17 protein-coding genes are annotated in these 15,302 nt (G+C 59.3%); 5 read left to right on the forward strand and 12 right to left on the reverse strand.

Annotated features, from left to right (window positions below):
• Window positions 1-91: 91 nt before the first annotated feature.
• The 3 genes from ALP8811_RS15225 to ade all read right to left on the reverse strand — a co-directional run bounded on the left by ALP8811_RS15225 (window position 92) and on the right by ade (window position 3,852).
• Window positions 92-379 carry an HU family DNA-binding protein gene (locus ALP8811_RS15225; RefSeq protein WP_108858109.1) on the reverse strand — a complete coding sequence of 96 codons (288 nt, stop codon included), beginning with the start codon at window positions 377-379 and terminating at the stop codon, window positions 92-94.
• A 186-nt stretch (window positions 380-565) separates the two neighbouring features.
• Window positions 566-2,050 carry an AMP nucleosidase gene (locus ALP8811_RS15230; protein WP_108858110.1) on the reverse strand — a complete coding sequence of 495 codons (1,485 nt, stop codon included), beginning with the start codon at window positions 2,048-2,050 and terminating at the stop codon, window positions 566-568.
• Entirely contained in the window at window positions 2,050-3,852 is a 1,803-nt protein-coding gene (ade, locus tag ALP8811_RS15235; RefSeq protein WP_108858111.1) for an adenine deaminase, read from the reverse strand. Before ade ends, ALP8811_RS15230 begins: the two co-directional genes overlap by 1 nt.
• Window positions 3,853-3,949: 97 nt before the next feature.
• Here ade and ALP8811_RS15240 point away from each other — a divergent pair, with 97 nt between their 5' ends.
• On the forward strand, window positions 3,950-4,783 hold the full coding sequence (locus ALP8811_RS15240) for an SDR family oxidoreductase (RefSeq protein ID WP_108858112.1): 834 nt from the start codon (window positions 3,950-3,952) through the stop codon (window positions 4,781-4,783).
• Here ALP8811_RS15240 and dxs read toward each other — a convergent pair.
• Genes dxs through ALP8811_RS15260 form a run of 4 tightly spaced genes read right to left on the reverse strand, consistent with a single transcriptional unit; the run spans window position 4,780 to window position 8,754 of the window.
• Window positions 4,780-6,708, reverse strand: coding sequence for a 1-deoxy-D-xylulose-5-phosphate synthase (dxs, locus tag ALP8811_RS15245; RefSeq protein ID WP_108858113.1), 1,929 nt, complete (start codon window positions 6,706-6,708; stop codon window positions 4,780-4,782). The genes ALP8811_RS15240 and dxs overlap by 4 nt on opposite strands.
• Window positions 6,709-6,724: 16 nt before the next feature.
• The gene (locus tag ALP8811_RS15250; RefSeq protein WP_108858114.1) at window positions 6,725-7,579 is read right to left on the reverse strand and encodes a polyprenyl synthetase family protein; all 855 of its coding nucleotides are present in this window, start codon (window positions 7,577-7,579) and stop codon (window positions 6,725-6,727) included.
• Complete coding sequence (locus tag ALP8811_RS15255) at window positions 7,580-7,822, reverse strand: exodeoxyribonuclease VII small subunit (protein ID WP_108858115.1); 243 nt, start codon at window positions 7,820-7,822, stop codon at window positions 7,580-7,582. It abuts the gene before it with no gap.
• Window positions 7,819-8,754 carry a histone deacetylase family protein gene (locus tag ALP8811_RS15260; RefSeq protein ID WP_108858116.1) on the reverse strand — a complete coding sequence of 312 codons (936 nt, stop codon included), beginning with the start codon at window positions 8,752-8,754 and terminating at the stop codon, window positions 7,819-7,821. The genes ALP8811_RS15255 and ALP8811_RS15260 overlap by 4 nt, the downstream gene beginning before the upstream one ends.
• 46 nt (window positions 8,755-8,800) lie before the next feature.
• Here ALP8811_RS15260 and ALP8811_RS15265 point away from each other — a divergent pair, with 46 nt between their 5' ends.
• A complete protein-coding gene (locus tag ALP8811_RS15265) occupies window positions 8,801-9,343 on the forward strand; it encodes a hypothetical protein (protein WP_146184035.1) in 543 nt (180 codons plus the stop codon).
• A 7-nt stretch (window positions 9,344-9,350) separates the two neighbouring features.
• On the opposite strand, the gene ALP8811_RS15270 is transcribed toward ALP8811_RS15265, so the two are convergent.
• On the reverse strand, window positions 9,351-10,052 hold the full coding sequence (locus ALP8811_RS15270; RefSeq protein ID WP_108858118.1) for a response regulator: 702 nt from the start codon (window positions 10,050-10,052) through the stop codon (window positions 9,351-9,353).
• Window positions 10,045-10,551 (reverse strand): MarR family winged helix-turn-helix transcriptional regulator, encoded by a 507-nt coding sequence (locus ALP8811_RS15275; RefSeq protein ID WP_108858308.1) that lies wholly within the window; start codon window positions 10,549-10,551, stop codon window positions 10,045-10,047. The genes ALP8811_RS15270 and ALP8811_RS15275 overlap by 8 nt, the downstream gene beginning before the upstream one ends.
• A 187-nt stretch (window positions 10,552-10,738) precedes the next feature.
• Between ALP8811_RS15275 and ALP8811_RS15280 the strand changes: the two genes are divergently transcribed.
• Window positions 10,739-11,605 (forward strand): branched-chain amino acid aminotransferase, encoded by an 867-nt coding sequence (locus tag ALP8811_RS15280; protein WP_108858119.1) that lies wholly within the window; start codon window positions 10,739-10,741, stop codon window positions 11,603-11,605.
• A 64-nt stretch (window positions 11,606-11,669) separates the two neighbouring features.
• Window positions 11,670-12,098 (forward strand): hypothetical protein, encoded by a 429-nt coding sequence (locus ALP8811_RS15285; RefSeq protein ID WP_108858120.1) that lies wholly within the window; start codon window positions 11,670-11,672, stop codon window positions 12,096-12,098.
• Here ALP8811_RS15285 and queG read toward each other — a convergent pair.
• The 3 genes from queG to mtgA all read right to left on the reverse strand — a co-directional run bounded on the left by queG (window position 12,095) and on the right by mtgA (window position 14,652).
• Window positions 12,095-13,129, reverse strand: a complete 1,035-nt coding sequence (queG, locus tag ALP8811_RS15290; RefSeq protein WP_108858309.1) for a tRNA epoxyqueuosine(34) reductase QueG — start codon at window positions 13,127-13,129, stop codon at window positions 12,095-12,097. The genes ALP8811_RS15285 and queG overlap by 4 nt on opposite strands.
• A gap of 68 nt (window positions 13,130-13,197) precedes the next feature.
• Window positions 13,198-13,863, reverse strand: a complete 666-nt coding sequence (fzlA, locus tag ALP8811_RS15295) for an FtsZ-binding protein FzlA (protein WP_108858121.1) — start codon at window positions 13,861-13,863, stop codon at window positions 13,198-13,200.
• Window positions 13,864-13,917: 54 nt separating this feature from the next.
• The gene (mtgA, locus tag ALP8811_RS15300; RefSeq protein ID WP_108858122.1) at window positions 13,918-14,652 is read right to left on the reverse strand and encodes a monofunctional biosynthetic peptidoglycan transglycosylase; all 735 of its coding nucleotides are present in this window, start codon (window positions 14,650-14,652) and stop codon (window positions 13,918-13,920) included.
• A 110-nt stretch (window positions 14,653-14,762) separates the two neighbouring features.
• Between mtgA and ALP8811_RS15305 the strand changes: the two genes are divergently transcribed.
• Entirely contained in the window at window positions 14,763-15,269 is a 507-nt protein-coding gene (locus ALP8811_RS15305) for a hydrolase (RefSeq protein WP_108858123.1), read from the forward strand.
• Window positions 15,270-15,302: the final 33 nt, after the last annotated feature.

Consider the following 15,302-nt stretch of genomic DNA (forward strand, 5'->3'; position numbering starts at 1 on the left):
ACGCGAATTGGCAACGCCTTAATGAAAAGGGCCGCCAATTTGGCGACCCTTTCCGAATTCTGGCAGCGGGGCAAGGCCCCTTGTGACCAGATCAGCCGTTTACGCTGTCTTTCAGCGCTTTGGCGATGGTCATCTTGACGACCTTGTCGGCCTCTTTCTGGATCTGCTCGCCGGTGGCGGGGTTGCGCACCATGCGTGCCGGACGCTCGCGGCAATAGATTTTGCCAACGCCGGGCAGAGTCACAGCGCCACCGCCCGAAACTTCGCGGGTGATGATGTTGATGATACCTTCCAGGGCACCAGCGGCGGACTTCTTGTCCGAACCCATTTCTTCGGCCAGAGCGGCTACCAGCTGGGTCTTGGTCATCGGTTTCGACATGTATAACACTCCTCACAATTGCCCATTTCTTGGGCTTCATTGCGGGCATTTAACTGTATGTAGCAGGGCGACACAATCGTTAGTTGCCCCTATTTTCCTAGGAAATCGCGCTTTTTCGCCAAAAAATAGCGTGGCTTCCCTAGGGTCAGGTTTGAATTCACCTTCAAACGGCTATTTGCCCCCCACTTACAAGAATGCCGTTTCTTCGAAGCTACGCAGTTTCCGGCTGTGGATACGTTCGATCGGCATATCGCGCAGGGTCTCCATCGCGTGAATCCCGATCTGCAAATGTCGCGCCACCTGCGTCTTGTAGAAATCGGACGCCATACCGGGCAGTTTCAGCTCTCCGTGCAGCGGTTTGTCCGAGACGCAGAGCAGCGTGCCATAGGGCACCCGGAAGCGAAAACCGTTCGCCGCGATGGTCGCACTTTCCATATCAAGTGCAATGGCGCGGGACTGGGATAGGCGCTGGACAGGGCCACGTTGGTCGCGCAGTTCCCAGTTGCGGTTGTCCAGTGTCGCGACGGTACCGGTTCGCATGATGCGCTTCAGGTCATAGCCTTCGTATTCGGTGATCTTCGCCACGGCCTTTTCCAAGGCGATCTGGATTTCCGCCAGTGGCGGGATCGGTACCCAGATCGGCAGATCATCGTCCAGTACTTTGTCTTCACGCAGATAGGCGTGGGCCAGAACGAAGTCCCCAAGGCGCTGGCTGTTGCGAAGTCCTGCACAGTGGCCAACCATCAGCCAGGCATGAGGGCGAAGGACCGCAATATGATCCGTTGCAGTTTTCGCATTCGAAGGGCCGACACCGATATTGACCAGCGTAATCCCTGATCCGTCAGGACGCGTCAGGTGATAGCTGGGCATTTGCGGCAGTTTTTCCGGGGTCGGCAGATCTTCATCCGCGTTTGTGATCCGATGATAGCCCGGCCCAACAAAGGCATTATATCCGCTGTCGGGATCGGCCAGCATCTGGCGGGCGTAGGCCTCGAACTCTTCGACATAGAACTGATAGTTGGTGAACAGAACGTGGTTCTGGAAGTCCTCGGGTGTGGTCGCGGTGTAATGCGACAGGCGGGCCAGCGAATAGTCCACACGTTGGGCAGTAAACGGGGCCAGCGGCGCGGCATTGCCGTCATCAAGCTCGGCCACGCCGTTTACGATGTCATCATTGGTGGTCGACAAATCCGGCACGTCAAAGACATCTCGCAGCGGATAGGTCATCGCCCCTTCCTGTGGAACGGTGATGTCCGGATTGCGCGACACCGCGAAATGCACAGGGATCGGGGTGGTCGAGTATCCGACCTGCACTGGCACGCCATGGTTCTGCATCAACAATTCGATTTGCTGCACCAGATAGTTCTCGAACAGATCCGGGCGGGTGATCGTGCTGGCATAGGTGCCGGGGGCCGACACGTGGCCAAAGCTTAGACGGCTGTCCTTTTGCGCGTGGCTGGTCGTGGTCAGGCGAATCTCGGGATAAAACGCGCGGAACCGGCTGGGTGGTTGAGTGCCGCTGGCGTTCTGCTCGAACGTCTCGCACAGAAAGGCGCAGGCAATTTCATAAAGCGATTTCAGCTCGTCCACCGCGGCTTTGGGGTCGGTGAAAACCTGATAGTCTCCGCCGCCGGGGCTAACCACAGGGATTGAGGGTGCGCTGGGGGTCATTAATTTTCCTTCAACAAATCGGTCAGTTCGAATTTCGTCACATCTACCAATCCCAAATCAGAGATCCGTAACTCGGGTATGACAACCAAGGCTAAGAAGCTGTGTTGGATCGAGGCGTTATTCAAGGTGCAGCCGCAAGTCTCCATTGCATCAATGATGCCCTGCGCTTTCACGGCCACCTCGGATGCCGGGGCGTCGGACATCAGGCCCGCGACGGGCAGTTCGACCAGTGCCAGCTCTTTTCCGCCTTGATAGACACACATACCGCCGCCAACATCGGCCAGACGGTTGGCGGCCAGTGCCATGTCGTCATGCGAGGTGCCAACCACGATCATGTGGTGGCTGTCATGTGCCACGGTGGATGCCATGGCCATCTGGCCCTGATACCCGAACCCATTCACAAAGCCATTGACCACGCCGCCGGTGCCCTTGTGGCGTTCGACCAGCGCAACCTGCGCCACATCCTGCGCTTCGTCGGTCTGAACGATGCCGTCAGACACCGAAAGGTCCCGTGTTAGAGCCTTTGTGGGCGCCTGATTTTCGACGATCCCAATCACTTTGGCCGTGACCGAGTTTGCACCCTCGGGTGCTTTCACGATGAAGTCATCGGGCACGATTGCTTTACCCATGTGCATCGTGGCCTTCGCATGGTCCGGCCAATCCAGATGTGGGCAGTCCACGGTGATCTTTCCGCCCTCAGCCACGCTGGCGCCACGGGCGAATACGCGGTTGATCGGCAGGGTGGACAGGTCGTCGGTAAAGATCACATCAGCACGTCTTCCCGGTGTAATAGAGCCTAGTTCGCGTTCCAATCCGAAATGGGTCGCGGTGTTGATCGTCGCCATCTGGAGCGCAATCAAAGGATCACAGCCATAGCTGATCGCATAACGCAGGGCGCGGTTCACATGGCCTTCCTCGACCAACGTTCCCGAATGGCAATCATCCGTGCAGATGATGAAATTGCGCGGGTCCAGTCCCTTTTCGGTCACCGCCGTGATCTGTTTTTCCACGTCAAACCAAGCGGACCCTAGCCGCATCATCGACCGCATCCCCTGACGGACACGCGCAATGGCGTCTGTTTCACAGGTGCCCTCGTGGTCATCGGCAGGCCCACCCGCCGCATAGGCGTGGAAATTCGGGCCCAGATCGGGGCTGGCATAGTGCCCGCCGATGGTCTTGCCCGCGTTCTGTGTTGCAGCCATTTCCGCCAGCATTTTTGGGTCGCTATGAATCACGCCGGGGAAATTCATCATTTCGCCCAGCCCGATGATGCCGGGCCACGTCATCGCCTCGGCCACATCCTCGGGGGTGATTTCAAAGCCGGTTGTCTCAAGTCCCGGCGCGGACGGCGCGCAGGACGGCATCTGTGTATAGATGTTGACCGGCTGGATCAGAGCCTCATCATGCATCAAGCGCACACCTTCCAATCCCAGCACATTTGCGATCTCGTGCGGGTCGGTGAACATGGTGGTGGTGCCATGGGGGATCACGGCGCGGGCAAACTCGGCCGGGGTCAGCATTCCGCTTTCAATATGCATATGCCCATCGCACAGGCCGGGGATCAGATATTGCCCATCGGCGTCGATCACCTGTGTATCCGGTCCGATACAATGGCTTGCGTCTGGGCCGACATAGGCAAAGCGCCCGTCGGCCATCGCGACCTGCCAGTCCAGCACCTCGCGCGTGTGAACATTCACCACGCGGCCGCCTTGAATTACGGTGTCTGCTGCTTCACGCCCGGCGGCGACGGCAATCAATCGCGCAGCACTTTCGGGCCAAGATTTAAGAATTGGTCTTTCCATGGACCAATTGTTCCGAAATCTTCTGTTAGCGCAACCCCCTATCCGGGTCCGGTGATTTTGCACTTTCAAATCGCGCGGTGGCGGCGATACTGCGCGCATGAAAAAGACACTCTTTGTATTCGGATTTGGCTATTCGGCGCGCGCATTGGCGGCAGAATTGCCGGGTGATTTCACCGTAATCGGCACCTCGCGCGAGGCTGGGCCGGATGTGATCCAATGGCCGGGCGGCGACATTTCGCATGCGCTGTCTCAGGCGACACATCTTCTGATCTCTGCCGGGCCAGACGGGGACGGAGACCCCGTTTTGCGCCAGGTTAGAGACGAAATCTCAGCTTTAGCCCCGCAGCTTGAGTGGGTCGGCTACCTCTCGACCACCGGAGTCTATGGCGACCATCAGGGCGGATGGGTCGACGAGGACACGCCGCTTATGCCGTCCACACGACGGGGCAAATTGCGCGTGCAGGCCGAAGCGGACTGGCAGGCGTTGGCGGCGGAGGCGGGGCTGCCCCTGCATATCTTCCGGCTGGCGGGTATCTATGGCCCCGGGCGCGGCCCGTTTTCCAAGGTGCGTAAGGGGACCGCGCGGCGGATCATCAAGAAAGATCAGGTGTTTTCGCGCATCCATGTCGCCGATATCGCGCAGGTTCTGGCGGCCTCGATCACACAGCCCAATCCGGGAGGGATCTATAATCTCTGCGATGACAACGCCGCCCCGCCCGAGGATGTTCTGGCCTATGCGGCAGAGTTGCTGGGTCTGCCCGTGCCACCTGCCATAGATTTCGAAACCGCCGAGATGACCCCAATGGCGCGCAGTTTTTATGCGGAAAGCAAGCGGGTGCGGAACGACCGGATCAAAGACGAGCTGGGGGTAAAGCTGCGCTTTCCGACCTATCAGGACGGGCTGAAAGCACTGCTAAAAGCCGAGGGTTAGGCTCGCTTTTCACCGATCTGCGCGACGCCCAGCACGTCCAGCACCTTGGCTTCGATGTCCTTGGCGGACAGCTTGGCGTCCTCGTACATCCGTGCAGGCGATGCGTGGTCGATGAACGTATCGGGCAGAACCATCGAGCGGAACTTAAGGCCGGTGTCGAACACACCTTCTTCCGCCAAAAGCTGCGCCACATGGCTTCCGAATCCACCGACTGCACCTTCTTCGATGGTGATCAGGGCTTCGTGGTGTTCCGCCAGCGACAGGATCAACTCGCGATCCAGCGGTTTGGCGAAACGGGCGTCAGCGACGGTGGGGGTGATGCCACGTGCGGTCAAAGCCTCGGCCGCGGCTTCGGCTTCCGACAGGCGGGTGCCGAAGGACAGGATTGCCACGCGCGAGCCTTCGCGGATCATGCGACCTTTGCCAATCTCCAGCACTTCGCCTTTTTCAGGCAGCTCGACACCCACGCCTTCGCCACGCGGGTAGCGGAAGGCGGATGGCCGGTCGTTGATCGAATGCGCGGTGGCGATCATGTGCATCAGCTCGGCTTCATCCGCGGCGGCCATCAAGACGATGTCGGGCAGGTTGGCCAAGAAGGCGATGTCGAAGGATCCGGCATGGGTCGCCCCATCGGCGCCCACCAGACCGGCACGGTCGATGGCAAAGCGCACGGGCAGGCGTTGGACGGCCACATCATGCACGACTTGGTCGTATCCGCGTTGCAGGAAGGTCGAATACATCGCGCAGAAGGGCTTCATGCCGCCAGCGGCCAGCGCGGCGGCGAAGGTGACGCCATGTTGTTCGGCAATGCCCACGTCAAAACAGCGCGAGGGATAGCGTTCCGCCATCAGGTTCAGCCCGGTCCCGTCCGGCATCGCAGCGGTGACGGCGCAGACCTTGTCATCTTCGGTGGCCAGCCGGACCAGCTCTTTCCCGAAGACCGAGGTATAGCTAGGCGCATTGGATGGCGCTTTGTGCTGCTTGCCGCTGGCCACGTCGAATGTCGCAGTGGCATGGCCACGGTCGCGCGCCGCCTCGGCGGGGGCATAGCCCTTGCCCTTTTTGGTGATCACATGGATCAGCATCGGGCCGGTGGCGCGGTCATGGACGGTGCGCAAGACGGACAGAAGGCTGTCCATGTCATGCCCGTCGATGGGGCCAACGTAAGAAAAGCCCAGTTCTTCGAACAGAGTGCCGCCGACGGTCATGGATTTCACCATTTCCTTGGCGCGGCGTGCGCCTTCCTGGAAGGGTTCGGGCAGCAGGCTGACCGCGCCTTTAGCGGCGGCTTTCAACTCTTGAAACGGTTCTTCGGCGTAAAGACGGCTGAGATAGCTGGACAGCGCACCGACCGGCGGGGCGATCGACATGTCATTGTCATTCAGGATCACGAACAGGCGGCGGTTCAGGTGACCTGCGTTGTTCATCGCTTCGAACGCCATACCGGCCGACATGGATCCGTCACCGATCACGGCAACCGCGTCGCCGATCCCATGTTCCGGTGCGCCGCCAAGGTCGCGGGCGACCGAGAAGCCGAGGGCAGCCGAAATCGAGGTCGAGCTATGCCCGGCGCCGAACGGATCAAACGGGCTTTCCGAGCGTTTGGTGAAGCCAGACAAGCCACCTTCGCAGCGCAGAGTGCGGATGCGGTCACGTCGACCCGTCAGAATCTTATGTGGGTAACACTGGTGGCCCACGTCCCAGACGATCCGGTCCTTGGGGGCGTCAAACACCGCATGCAGCGCCACGGTCAGCTCAACAACACCCAAACCAGCGCCCAAATGCCCGCCGGTTTCCGACACGGCCGAGATCGTTTCGGCCCGGACTTCATGGGCCAGCCGCTCAAGCTCGCTGTCCGACAAGGATTTCATGTCGGCGGGGACTGCTACGCGGTCCAGAATGGGTGTTTCGGGTCTGTCAGACATAAAATGCCCCGTTTGCCTATCTGTCCCGTTGGATAACGAAGCGCGCGGCCTCTCGCAAGGTGTCGGCATCCTCACCATAGGGTGAAAGTGCGTCACAGGCTTGATCAACAAGCTCTTTTGCGCGGGTCTTTGCCGCTTCCAACCCCAAAAGCGAGACGAACGTGGCTTTGCCTGCATCCGCATCCTTGCCAACGGCTTTTCCAACGGCGGCGGCATCCCCTTCGACATCCAGAATGTCATCGGCGATTTGAAAGGCCAGACCAAGCGCGGTGGAATAGTCTCGCATCGGGGCAATGTCTGCCCCGGCCAACATGGCACCCGCTTCGCCAGACCAACGGATGAGCGCGCCGGTTTTACCGGCCTGAAGCTCGGTGATCTGGTCCAAATTCAGCGGGGAATCGGCGGTTTCGGCGGCGATATCCAACGCCTGCCCATGCACCATGCCCAACTGTCCGGCGGCGCGTGCCATGGACGAGATCAGTGGCACGCGGGCCTCGCCCACGTCGTCATGGGTCAGCAGCTCGAACGCGAGCGTTTGCAGGGCATCGCCCACCAGAACGGCGGTGGCATCGTCCCATTTCTTGTGCACGGTCGGCAGTCCGCGCCGCAGGTCGTCGTCGTCCATGCAGGGCATGTCATCATGGACCAGAGAATAGGCGTGGATTGCTTCGATTGCGGCTGCAGGCCACAGCGCGCGGGATTCGGAAACGCCGTGAATACGGGCGCTTTCCATCACCAAAAAGGCGCGCAGACCCTTGCCGCCCGCCGTGGCATAGCGCATCGGTTCGGCCAAGGCGCCCTTGTCGGAAATCGCTGCGTGCAGATGCGCCCGCGCGGCGCGCGCCGTGTCGTCCAGACGTGTCTTGAACATTTACAGCCCTTCGACAGGAGTGGTGCCGCTAGGCTCTCCGTTCTTGTCCAAGGTGATCGCAGCGACCTTTTCTTCGGCCTCTTTCAGCTTGGTTTCGCACCGCGCTTTCAGCTCGGCCCCGCGTTCATACAGCTTGATCGAATCCTCAAGCGCCACGTCACCGCGTTCCAGTTGGCCCACGACGGCCTCGAGTTCCCGCATGGCCTCTTCAAAGGACATTTCGCTTACTGGTTTGTCGCTCATGCGCCGCGCTCCATCATCACGTTGATATAGGCCCCGACGCTGTCGCCAAGGGCTTCCAGATCATAGCCGCCCTCAAGCGACGATACCACCCGCCCGGCACAGCATTTATCCGCCAGATCGCAGATACGATGCGCCAGCCAGGCGAAATCCTCGGTTTCCCAATGCAGATTGGCCAGAGGGTCGCGCCTATGGGCGTCGAACCCGGCAGAGACCAGAACAAGCTGCGGGTTATAGGGCTCGATCACGTCGGTCAGGATGCGATCCCACGCGTCACGCATTTCCTCGCCGCCGGTTCCGCTTTTCAGGGGAAGGTTAAGCACCTGCCCAAACGCGCCTTTTTGGTGAAGACCGCCAGATCCCGGATAAAGCGGCATCTGGTGAGAAGATACGAACCGCACTCGGCTTTCATGCCACAGCACATCCTGCGTGCCGTTGCCGTGATGCACGTCGAAATCCAGCACCGCCACGCGATCCAGCCCATGCTCATTGGCCGCGTGAATGGCGGCAATGGCGACCGTTGAAAACAGGCAGAACCCCATCGGGTTGGCTTTCTCGGCGTGGTGGCCGGGGGGGCGACAGGCGACAAATGCGTTTTGCGCTTCACCTGCCATCAGGCGATCCACAGCGTCCACGTTCCCACCAATCGCGCGCAAGGCGGCTTCGAACGATCCGGGGGCCATGAAGGTGTCGCCATCCAGCTGCGCCCAACCTTCGACCGGCTGGGCATTCTCGATCCGCTCGAAATAGGCACGGGAATGTCCAAGGCGCACATGATCCAAAGAAGCAACAGGCGGTTCGGGCCGAACTAGAGACTGAAAATGAGGGGCCGACAGGGCGGTTTCGATTGCCTCTAACCGCGCCACCTGCTCGGGATGGCCGGGCGGGGTCACGTGATCAAAGCTGACGGGGTGGGTGTAGAGCAACGTTGTCATGGCGCGACGCTAGGACAATACTGACACAACAACAAGAGAGGTTCCCATGCGCTGGATACTACCGTTACTCGTGGTCGCACCCCCGGCTTTCGCAGAAGGGTTTTCGACCCAAGTCACCGGCGATTTCAACGCCGATGGTATCGCGGATCATGTGGCGTTGATTGATTTTGGGGACCACGGCCAAGCCGATCTTCTTTTGAAGTTGGGTGATGGTTTGCAAACAATTTGGCTGCAGAACCTTATCTGGGTCGGAGGGATTGGTCAGCAGCCGTCGCTAACGATCACCCCACGCGGTTCGCTTCAGATGATGTCACACAACAGTTCAATTGGTCGGAACCGGTGGGAGCAGATCCATACGCTTGCCTGGCGTGAGGGCGCGATGAGGGTCGTCGGGTATACGTATCGCTGGTATGACACGCTGAATCTTGACGATATCGGCAGCTGTGATCTGAACCTTCTAACTGGCAAGGGCGAGATTTCGGTAGGACAAGACGATACAACGCGTTCGATATCCGTCACGAGCCCAGCCTTCGCTGTTCAGGACTGGCTTTATGAAATGCCGCCGGAATGCGAGGTGCTGTTCGACTGAAAGTGCCTTAGTCCGGCGCCAGCATATATCCCGCTCCGCGCACCGTCTGCAGATAGCGCGGTTGTTTAGGGTCCATTTCAAGCTTGCGGCGCAGACGCGTGATCTGCACATCCACGGCACGCTCTTGTGCCTGCCCCTGATCCCGGCCCAGTTGCTCGACCAACGAGGTTCGGCTGACCGGTTCGGCTGGTGTGGCCGAGAAGATCTTCATCAGCTGGTTCTCTGTCGCGGTCAGGCGCACCAACTCCTCGCCGCACCAAAGCTCGCCCCGCTCGATGTCATAGGTCTTGTCGCCCAACGTCAGGGATTTCGGGCTTTGATCCTCGGTCGTGGTCGGTATGCGTCGCAAGATAGCGTTGATCCGCAGCAGAAGCTCTTTTGGCTCAAACGGTTTGGCCAGATAGTCATCCGCCCCTGCCTCAAGGCCCCTGATGCGGTCCTCGGTCTCGCCTTTGGCGGTCAGAAGCAGGATTGGCGTGGTCAGGGTTTCACGCAAAGATCGGGTCAGGCTGATCCCATCTTCGCCCGGCATCATGACGTCGGTCACGATCAGATCGAAATCCAGCCCGGCCAACAAGCGTCGAGCGTGCGCCGCATCCCGTGCCGCGCTGACCCAGAACCCGTTGCGCACCAGAAACTTCTGAAGCAGCCCACGAATGCGTTCGTCATCATCGATGATCAGAAGATGTGCCTCGGGTGCCTCAGTCATTTCTGCTATCCTTCATCCGAGTGAAATGGCGCTGCATGTCGTGGTCCATCATTGCTTCTAGCACAGTGCGGAACCCCTGTACGGCCTCTGGCCCGGCTTCACGATAGGCTTGGCGCATCCGTTCGCGCTGGGCGTCGGATAGCTCTTGTTCCAGCGCAGCGCCCTTGTCGGTCAGAACCAGATGCCGCTCGCGCTTGTCACGGGTACCAACGCGGCTTTCCACCAGTTCATCCGTGATCAACGTCCTCAGCACGCGGTTCAGCGACTGTTTGGTCACGCCAAGGATAGACAGCAGGTTGTTTACCGTCGTGCCCGGTGTACGGCTGATAAAGTGCAGCGCACGGTGATGGGCGCGGCCATATCCATATTTGTTCAGAATACGATCCGGATCAGCAGTAAAGCCGCGATAGGCAAAGAACATCGCCTCGATGCCCTTGCGCAATTGCTCGTCTGTTAGAAACAGAAGGCTTTGCCCGCCGTGGGGCTGCCGCTCACTCATGATGTCCTCTTCACAAATCATGTTACAGTTTCCAGTTTTATGTCAGTGTTGTTGACTTTCCAAGAATCAATTGTTAGCGATTTGCGGATTTCGCGAAATATTATGTCCGAAGCGGACCGATATTGCGCAACAATTGCAAAAGCACTGCGGGACGGTCCCGTGGCACAGAACTGGAAAGGACGGAAACATGAGCGGATATGATGATCGCGACGGCAAGATCTGGATGGACGGCCAATTGGTCGATTGGCGCGATGCGAACGTCCACATTCTGACCCACGCGCTGCACTATGCCTCGTCGGTTTTTGAGGGCGAGCGCCTGTATGACGGCAAGATCTTCCTCAGCCGCAAGCACTCGGAACGCCTGCTGAAATCGGGCGAGATGATGGACATGCCCATCCCCTATTCGGTGGATGAAATCGAAGCCGCCAAACAAGCAGTTGTCGAGGCGAACGACCTGACCAACGCCTACGTTCGCGTTGTTGCGTGGCGCGGTGCCGGGGAAGACATGGGTGTCAGCTCCGCGAAGAACCCCGTCCGTATGGCCGTGGCCGCGTGGGCATGGGGCGATTACTACGGCGACGCCAAGATGAAAGGCGCCAAGCTGGACATCGCCAAGTGGAAACGTCCGTCGCCGGAAACCATTCCGACAGCCGCCAAAGCGGCAGGTCTTTACATGATCTGCACCATGTCCAAGCACGCGGCCGAGGCCAAAGGCTGCTCGGATGCGCTGTTCATGGACTACCGCGGCTACGTGGCCGAGGCGACCGGCGCGAACGTCTTCTTCGTGAAGGACGGCGAGGTTCACACGCCGCTTCCCGACGCGATCCTGAACGGCCTAACCCGTCAGACGGTTATCGGCATGCTGAAGGAAAAAGGCATCACCGTGCATGAACGCTATATCATGCCCGAAGAACTGGCCGATTTCGAACAGTGCTGGCTGACCGGCTCTGCAGCCGAAGTCACACCCGTTGGTCAGATCGGGGACTATATGTTCGAGGTGGGTGCGCTGACCCGCGACATCTCGGAAAGCTACGAGAAACTCGTGAGAAGCTAACGCCGCTTAACTTTTTTTGAACGCCCGTCCCCTAGGCTGATGCCACTCAAAGGGGGCGGGCGTTTTGCTGTCCAGAAACATCAAGATCTTGATTGCGATCATCGTGGTTGTGGTGCTGCCAACCGTGGCGGCCCTGGCGTGGTATGCGGTGACCAAGGACCCGACGATTCGCCCTCTGGGCATTACCAAGCAGGCGCTGGTCGAGCAGACCTCGGATGATGGTGCCATGCTAACCATCGTGATCCGTTTCGATCCTGATGAAGACACGAAAACCAGCGAGCTTCTGGGCACAAAAATCGCTTATGCATTCGAGGCAAAGGGGGTCGTCGGCAGTGTCAAACGGCTTCCCGTGCCGGGAAACGAGATGACGGTGACTTACCTGATCGGAGCCTCGACCATCGGGCCCTATCCAGCGTCACACGCCTCGACTGGGATCAACGCTGCGGTAGGGGCGTATCGCATGATCGTACCGCCCGAAATCTTGGAAAACTAGACGGCCTGAAGCCGCGATTTGGCCCAGCGCGCCGCATCTGCCACCACTGGGTCCGGATCCGCCAAATGCGGCTCTAACGCAGGCAAAAATGCACTGTCGGCAGAGTTCCCGACGGCGTAAAGCACGTTGCGCAGGAACCGATCCCGCCCAATCCGCTTGATCGGACTGCCCGAAAACTTCTCTCGGAACCCGGCGTCATCCAACCCCATCAGCTCGGCCAGTTTCGGGGCCACAAGATCCTCACGTGCGGCATAGCGCATCTCGTGTGCGCCTTCGGCGAACTTGTTCCACGGGCAGGCAGCAAGGCAATCGTCACAGCCATAAATCCGGTTGCCCAGTTTTGATCGCAACTCTTCGGACATGGGGCCTTTGTGCTCGATCGTCAGATAGGAAATGCAGCGCCGCGCATCCAACTGGAACGGCGCGGGGAACGCATCGGTCGGGCAGGCGTCCAGACAAGAGGTGCAGGATCCGCAATTCTCGCGCCCCGGTTCGTCCACCGGCAACTCCAGCGTGGTGAAGATCGCGCCCAGAAAGAACCAGTTCCCCAGTTCGCGCGACAGAAGGTTGGTGTGCTTACCCTGCCAGCCAAGACCAGCGGCGGCGCCAAGGGGCTTTTCCATCACCGGGGCGGTGTCGACGAAGACTTTGATTTCGCCGCCGAAGTGATCAATCATCCAGCGCCCCACGCGTTTGAGCCGCTTCTTCACGATGTCATGATAGTCTCTATTCTGCGCATATACGCTGATGGCCGCGCGGTCCGGCTGTCCGATCACCTCCATTGGGTCGTGACTGGGGGTATAGGGCTCGGCCAGCATGATCACGGATTTTGCCTCGGGCCAAAGGGCGGCGGGGTTGCCGCGCCAATGCATCCGCTCACCCATCCACGCCATGTCCCCGTGCCGTCCTTCGGCCACGAACTGCTCAAGCCGTGCGGCGATCTCGGGCACGGCATCTGGTCGACAAATGCGCGCCATAGCAAAGCCCTCGGCTTCGGCCTGTGCGACAATCTCTATTTTCTTACCTGAAATATCCTCGGGGGGAGAGCCGGGTTTGCCCGGATCGGGGGGCAGACGGCCCCCCTGCGGCGGCTTGCGGCTCAAAAGTCCAGATCCGCGTAGTGCGCGGGCTGGGGGAAGCCGGGGATCTGGTCGGCCAGAATCGACCGAAATGCCGGGCGGGATTTGATCTTGGCATACCAGTCACGCACGTTCGCATTCCGGTTCCAATCCACATCTCGGATGTAATCCAGCGATGACAGATGCGCAGCTGCGGCGAAATCCGCCAGCGACAGTTCGTTGCCCGCCAACCAGCGCCGTTGGTCCAACAGCCATCCCATATAGTCTAGGTGATACTTGATCGCCTTGGCACCCGCCTTCACGTTCTTGCTTTCGGGATATCCGGCGCCCATGACCTTTTTGTTTACCCGCTCATACAGCAGGTTCGAGGTCACCTCGTTATGGAATTTGTCGTCAAACCAGCTGACCAGACGACGCACCTCATAGCGCCCCTCGGGATCGCGGGGAAGAAGCGCGGGCTCGGGGTGTTTTTCTTCCAGATATTCGCAGATCGCGGCACTTTCGGTCAGAAGCTGTCCGTCGATCTTCAGGATCGGTACTTTGCCCGCCGGATTGCGGCGCAGAAACTCGGGGTTACGTTCCCAATAGCGCTCTTCGACAAGCTCGACCTCGACCTTCTTTTCGGCAAGGGACAGCCGCACCTTGCGGCAAAACGGAGAGAGGGGAACGTGAAAAAGGCGGTTCATGTGCAACTTCTGGTCTTGGAGTATGTCCCGTATTGCCCCGAACGCGTCACGGGATCAATCCTCGAAGCAGTCAGAGCGACCATCCGCGCGGATCGTGGCCGCCCCATCAATGATTGACTGGGCCCGTTTGCGCACGAATGGCGACGGTCGCGCGGCGGATCGTTCCTTGGGGTTGGGTAGTAGGGCCGCCAGACGGCCGGCCTGCACTGCGGTCAGTTCCTCGGGGCCGACACCGAAGTAGTGGCGCGCGGCAGCTTCGACGCCAAAGACGCCTTCGTCAAACTCGGCGATGTTCAGGTACACTTCAACAATTCGCCGCTTGGTCCAGACCAGTTCGACCGCTGGGGTCAGCCCGGCTTCCATCACTTTGCGCAGCCACGACCGCCCATGCCACAGGAAGGTATTCTTCACGACCTGTTGGGTCAAAGTGGACGCGCCCCGATTGCCTCCGTCCTCGATTGCGGCACGGATTGCGCCCATATCGAAGCCCCAGTGCTGGCAGAAGTTCGCGTCTTCGGCGGCAACGACAGAGCGGGCCATGACCGGGGCGATTTCTTCCAGATCGACCCACTGCCGATCCACATCCCCCAACCGCATCTTTTCGGCGATGATATAGGGCGTGGTGGGGGGGTTAAGCACAGAATAGGCGGTAACGAACAGGGCGATCAGAATCACCACAGCCAAGACGCCGCGACGCAGCCAGCGGAGTGGTTTGAACCACTTTCCGGGCTTGGTCTTGCCTGTCTTTGCCTTCGGCGCCTTTTTCTTGGCTGCCGGCTTTTTTTTCATTGCTCGTGCCACAGACCTTTCAGACCACGACAAACGGGCGGGGGTCAAGGTCTGGATCAAAGCGCGGGTTCTCGGGATGTGCAAAAATGCATTCAGGTAAGGAGGGTCCAATGGAAATGAATGAACTTCCGTTCTATGACATGAGCGATAATCCGACTGGCTGTTGCCCCGTTTTCAAACCTGAGACTTGGGAAGGCGTGACGCTTCATTTTAAAGATAAGCCCTTTGTCAGGGCCAAAACGCACTCGGTTCTTCATGTGCCTGTCGATATGGGGAAGGTGTTTTCCCGCGTTTTCAAGCATATGGAAGACAGTGGAGCGTATGAGGCGTCCGACTTCGTCGTGATGAGCCGCGATTTGTCGTCGTGGAAAGCAGAACATCTGTTCGCCGCAAACAAGCCTGTGGACGCCGAAGAGATGACCACCCTGTCAGGTGAATTCGTCACCAAGGTTTTTGAAGGCGGGTATCGCGAGGCTAAGAACTGGCACAATGAAATGCAGGGGCTTGCGACAGAGCATGGCACGCAAAATGCCGAGGTCTGGTTCTTCTACACCACCTGTCCGCGCTGTGCGAAGATCTATGGCAAGAACTATGTTGTGGGGCTGGCACGCCTGTAACAAAAAAAGGGCGGCCCGAAGGCCGCCCTGTGT

Origin of the sequence: Aliiroseovarius pelagivivens (assembly GCF_900302485.1) — a bacterium.
Classification (GTDB): Bacteria; Pseudomonadota; Alphaproteobacteria; order Rhodobacterales; family Rhodobacteraceae; genus Aliiroseovarius; species Aliiroseovarius pelagivivens.

What these genes read in the sequence shown, in the direction of transcription:
- ALP8811_RS15225 (WP_108858109.1), bottom strand. Translation starts at nt 379, where the DNA reads ATGTCGAAACCGATGACCAAGACCCAGCTGGTAGCCGCTCTGGCCGAA.
- ALP8811_RS15230 (WP_108858110.1), bottom strand. Translation starts at nt 2,050, where the DNA reads ATGACCCCCAGCGCACCCTCAATCCCTGTGGTTAGCCCCGGCGGCGGA.
- ade (WP_108858111.1), bottom strand. Translation starts at nt 3,852, where the DNA reads ATGGAAAGACCAATTCTTAAATCTTGGCCCGAAAGTGCTGCGCGATTG.
- ALP8811_RS15240 (WP_108858112.1), top strand. Translation starts at nt 3,950, where the DNA reads ATGAAAAAGACACTCTTTGTATTCGGATTTGGCTATTCGGCGCGCGCA.
- dxs (WP_108858113.1), bottom strand. Translation starts at nt 6,708, where the DNA reads ATGTCTGACAGACCCGAAACACCCATTCTGGACCGCGTAGCAGTCCCC.
- ALP8811_RS15250 (WP_108858114.1), bottom strand. Translation starts at nt 7,579, where the DNA reads ATGTTCAAGACACGTCTGGACGACACGGCGCGCGCCGCGCGGGCGCAT.
- ALP8811_RS15255 (WP_108858115.1), bottom strand. Translation starts at nt 7,822, where the DNA reads ATGAGCGACAAACCAGTAAGCGAAATGTCCTTTGAAGAGGCCATGCGG.
- ALP8811_RS15260 (WP_108858116.1), bottom strand. Translation starts at nt 8,754, where the DNA reads ATGACAACGTTGCTCTACACCCACCCCGTCAGCTTTGATCACGTGACC.
- ALP8811_RS15265 (WP_146184035.1), top strand. Translation starts at nt 8,801, where the DNA reads ATGCGCTGGATACTACCGTTACTCGTGGTCGCACCCCCGGCTTTCGCA.
- ALP8811_RS15270 (WP_108858118.1), bottom strand. Translation starts at nt 10,052, where the DNA reads ATGACTGAGGCACCCGAGGCACATCTTCTGATCATCGATGATGACGAA.
- ALP8811_RS15275 (WP_108858308.1), bottom strand. Translation starts at nt 10,551, where the DNA reads ATGAGTGAGCGGCAGCCCCACGGCGGGCAAAGCCTTCTGTTTCTAACA.
- ALP8811_RS15280 (WP_108858119.1), top strand. Translation starts at nt 10,739, where the DNA reads ATGAGCGGATATGATGATCGCGACGGCAAGATCTGGATGGACGGCCAA.
- fzlA (WP_108858121.1), bottom strand. Translation starts at nt 13,863, where the DNA reads ATGAACCGCCTTTTTCACGTTCCCCTCTCTCCGTTTTGCCGCAAGGTG.
- mtgA (WP_108858122.1), bottom strand. Translation starts at nt 14,652, where the DNA reads ATGAAAAAAAAGCCGGCAGCCAAGAAAAAGGCGCCGAAGGCAAAGACA.
- ALP8811_RS15305 (WP_108858123.1), top strand. Translation starts at nt 14,763, where the DNA reads ATGGAAATGAATGAACTTCCGTTCTATGACATGAGCGATAATCCGACT.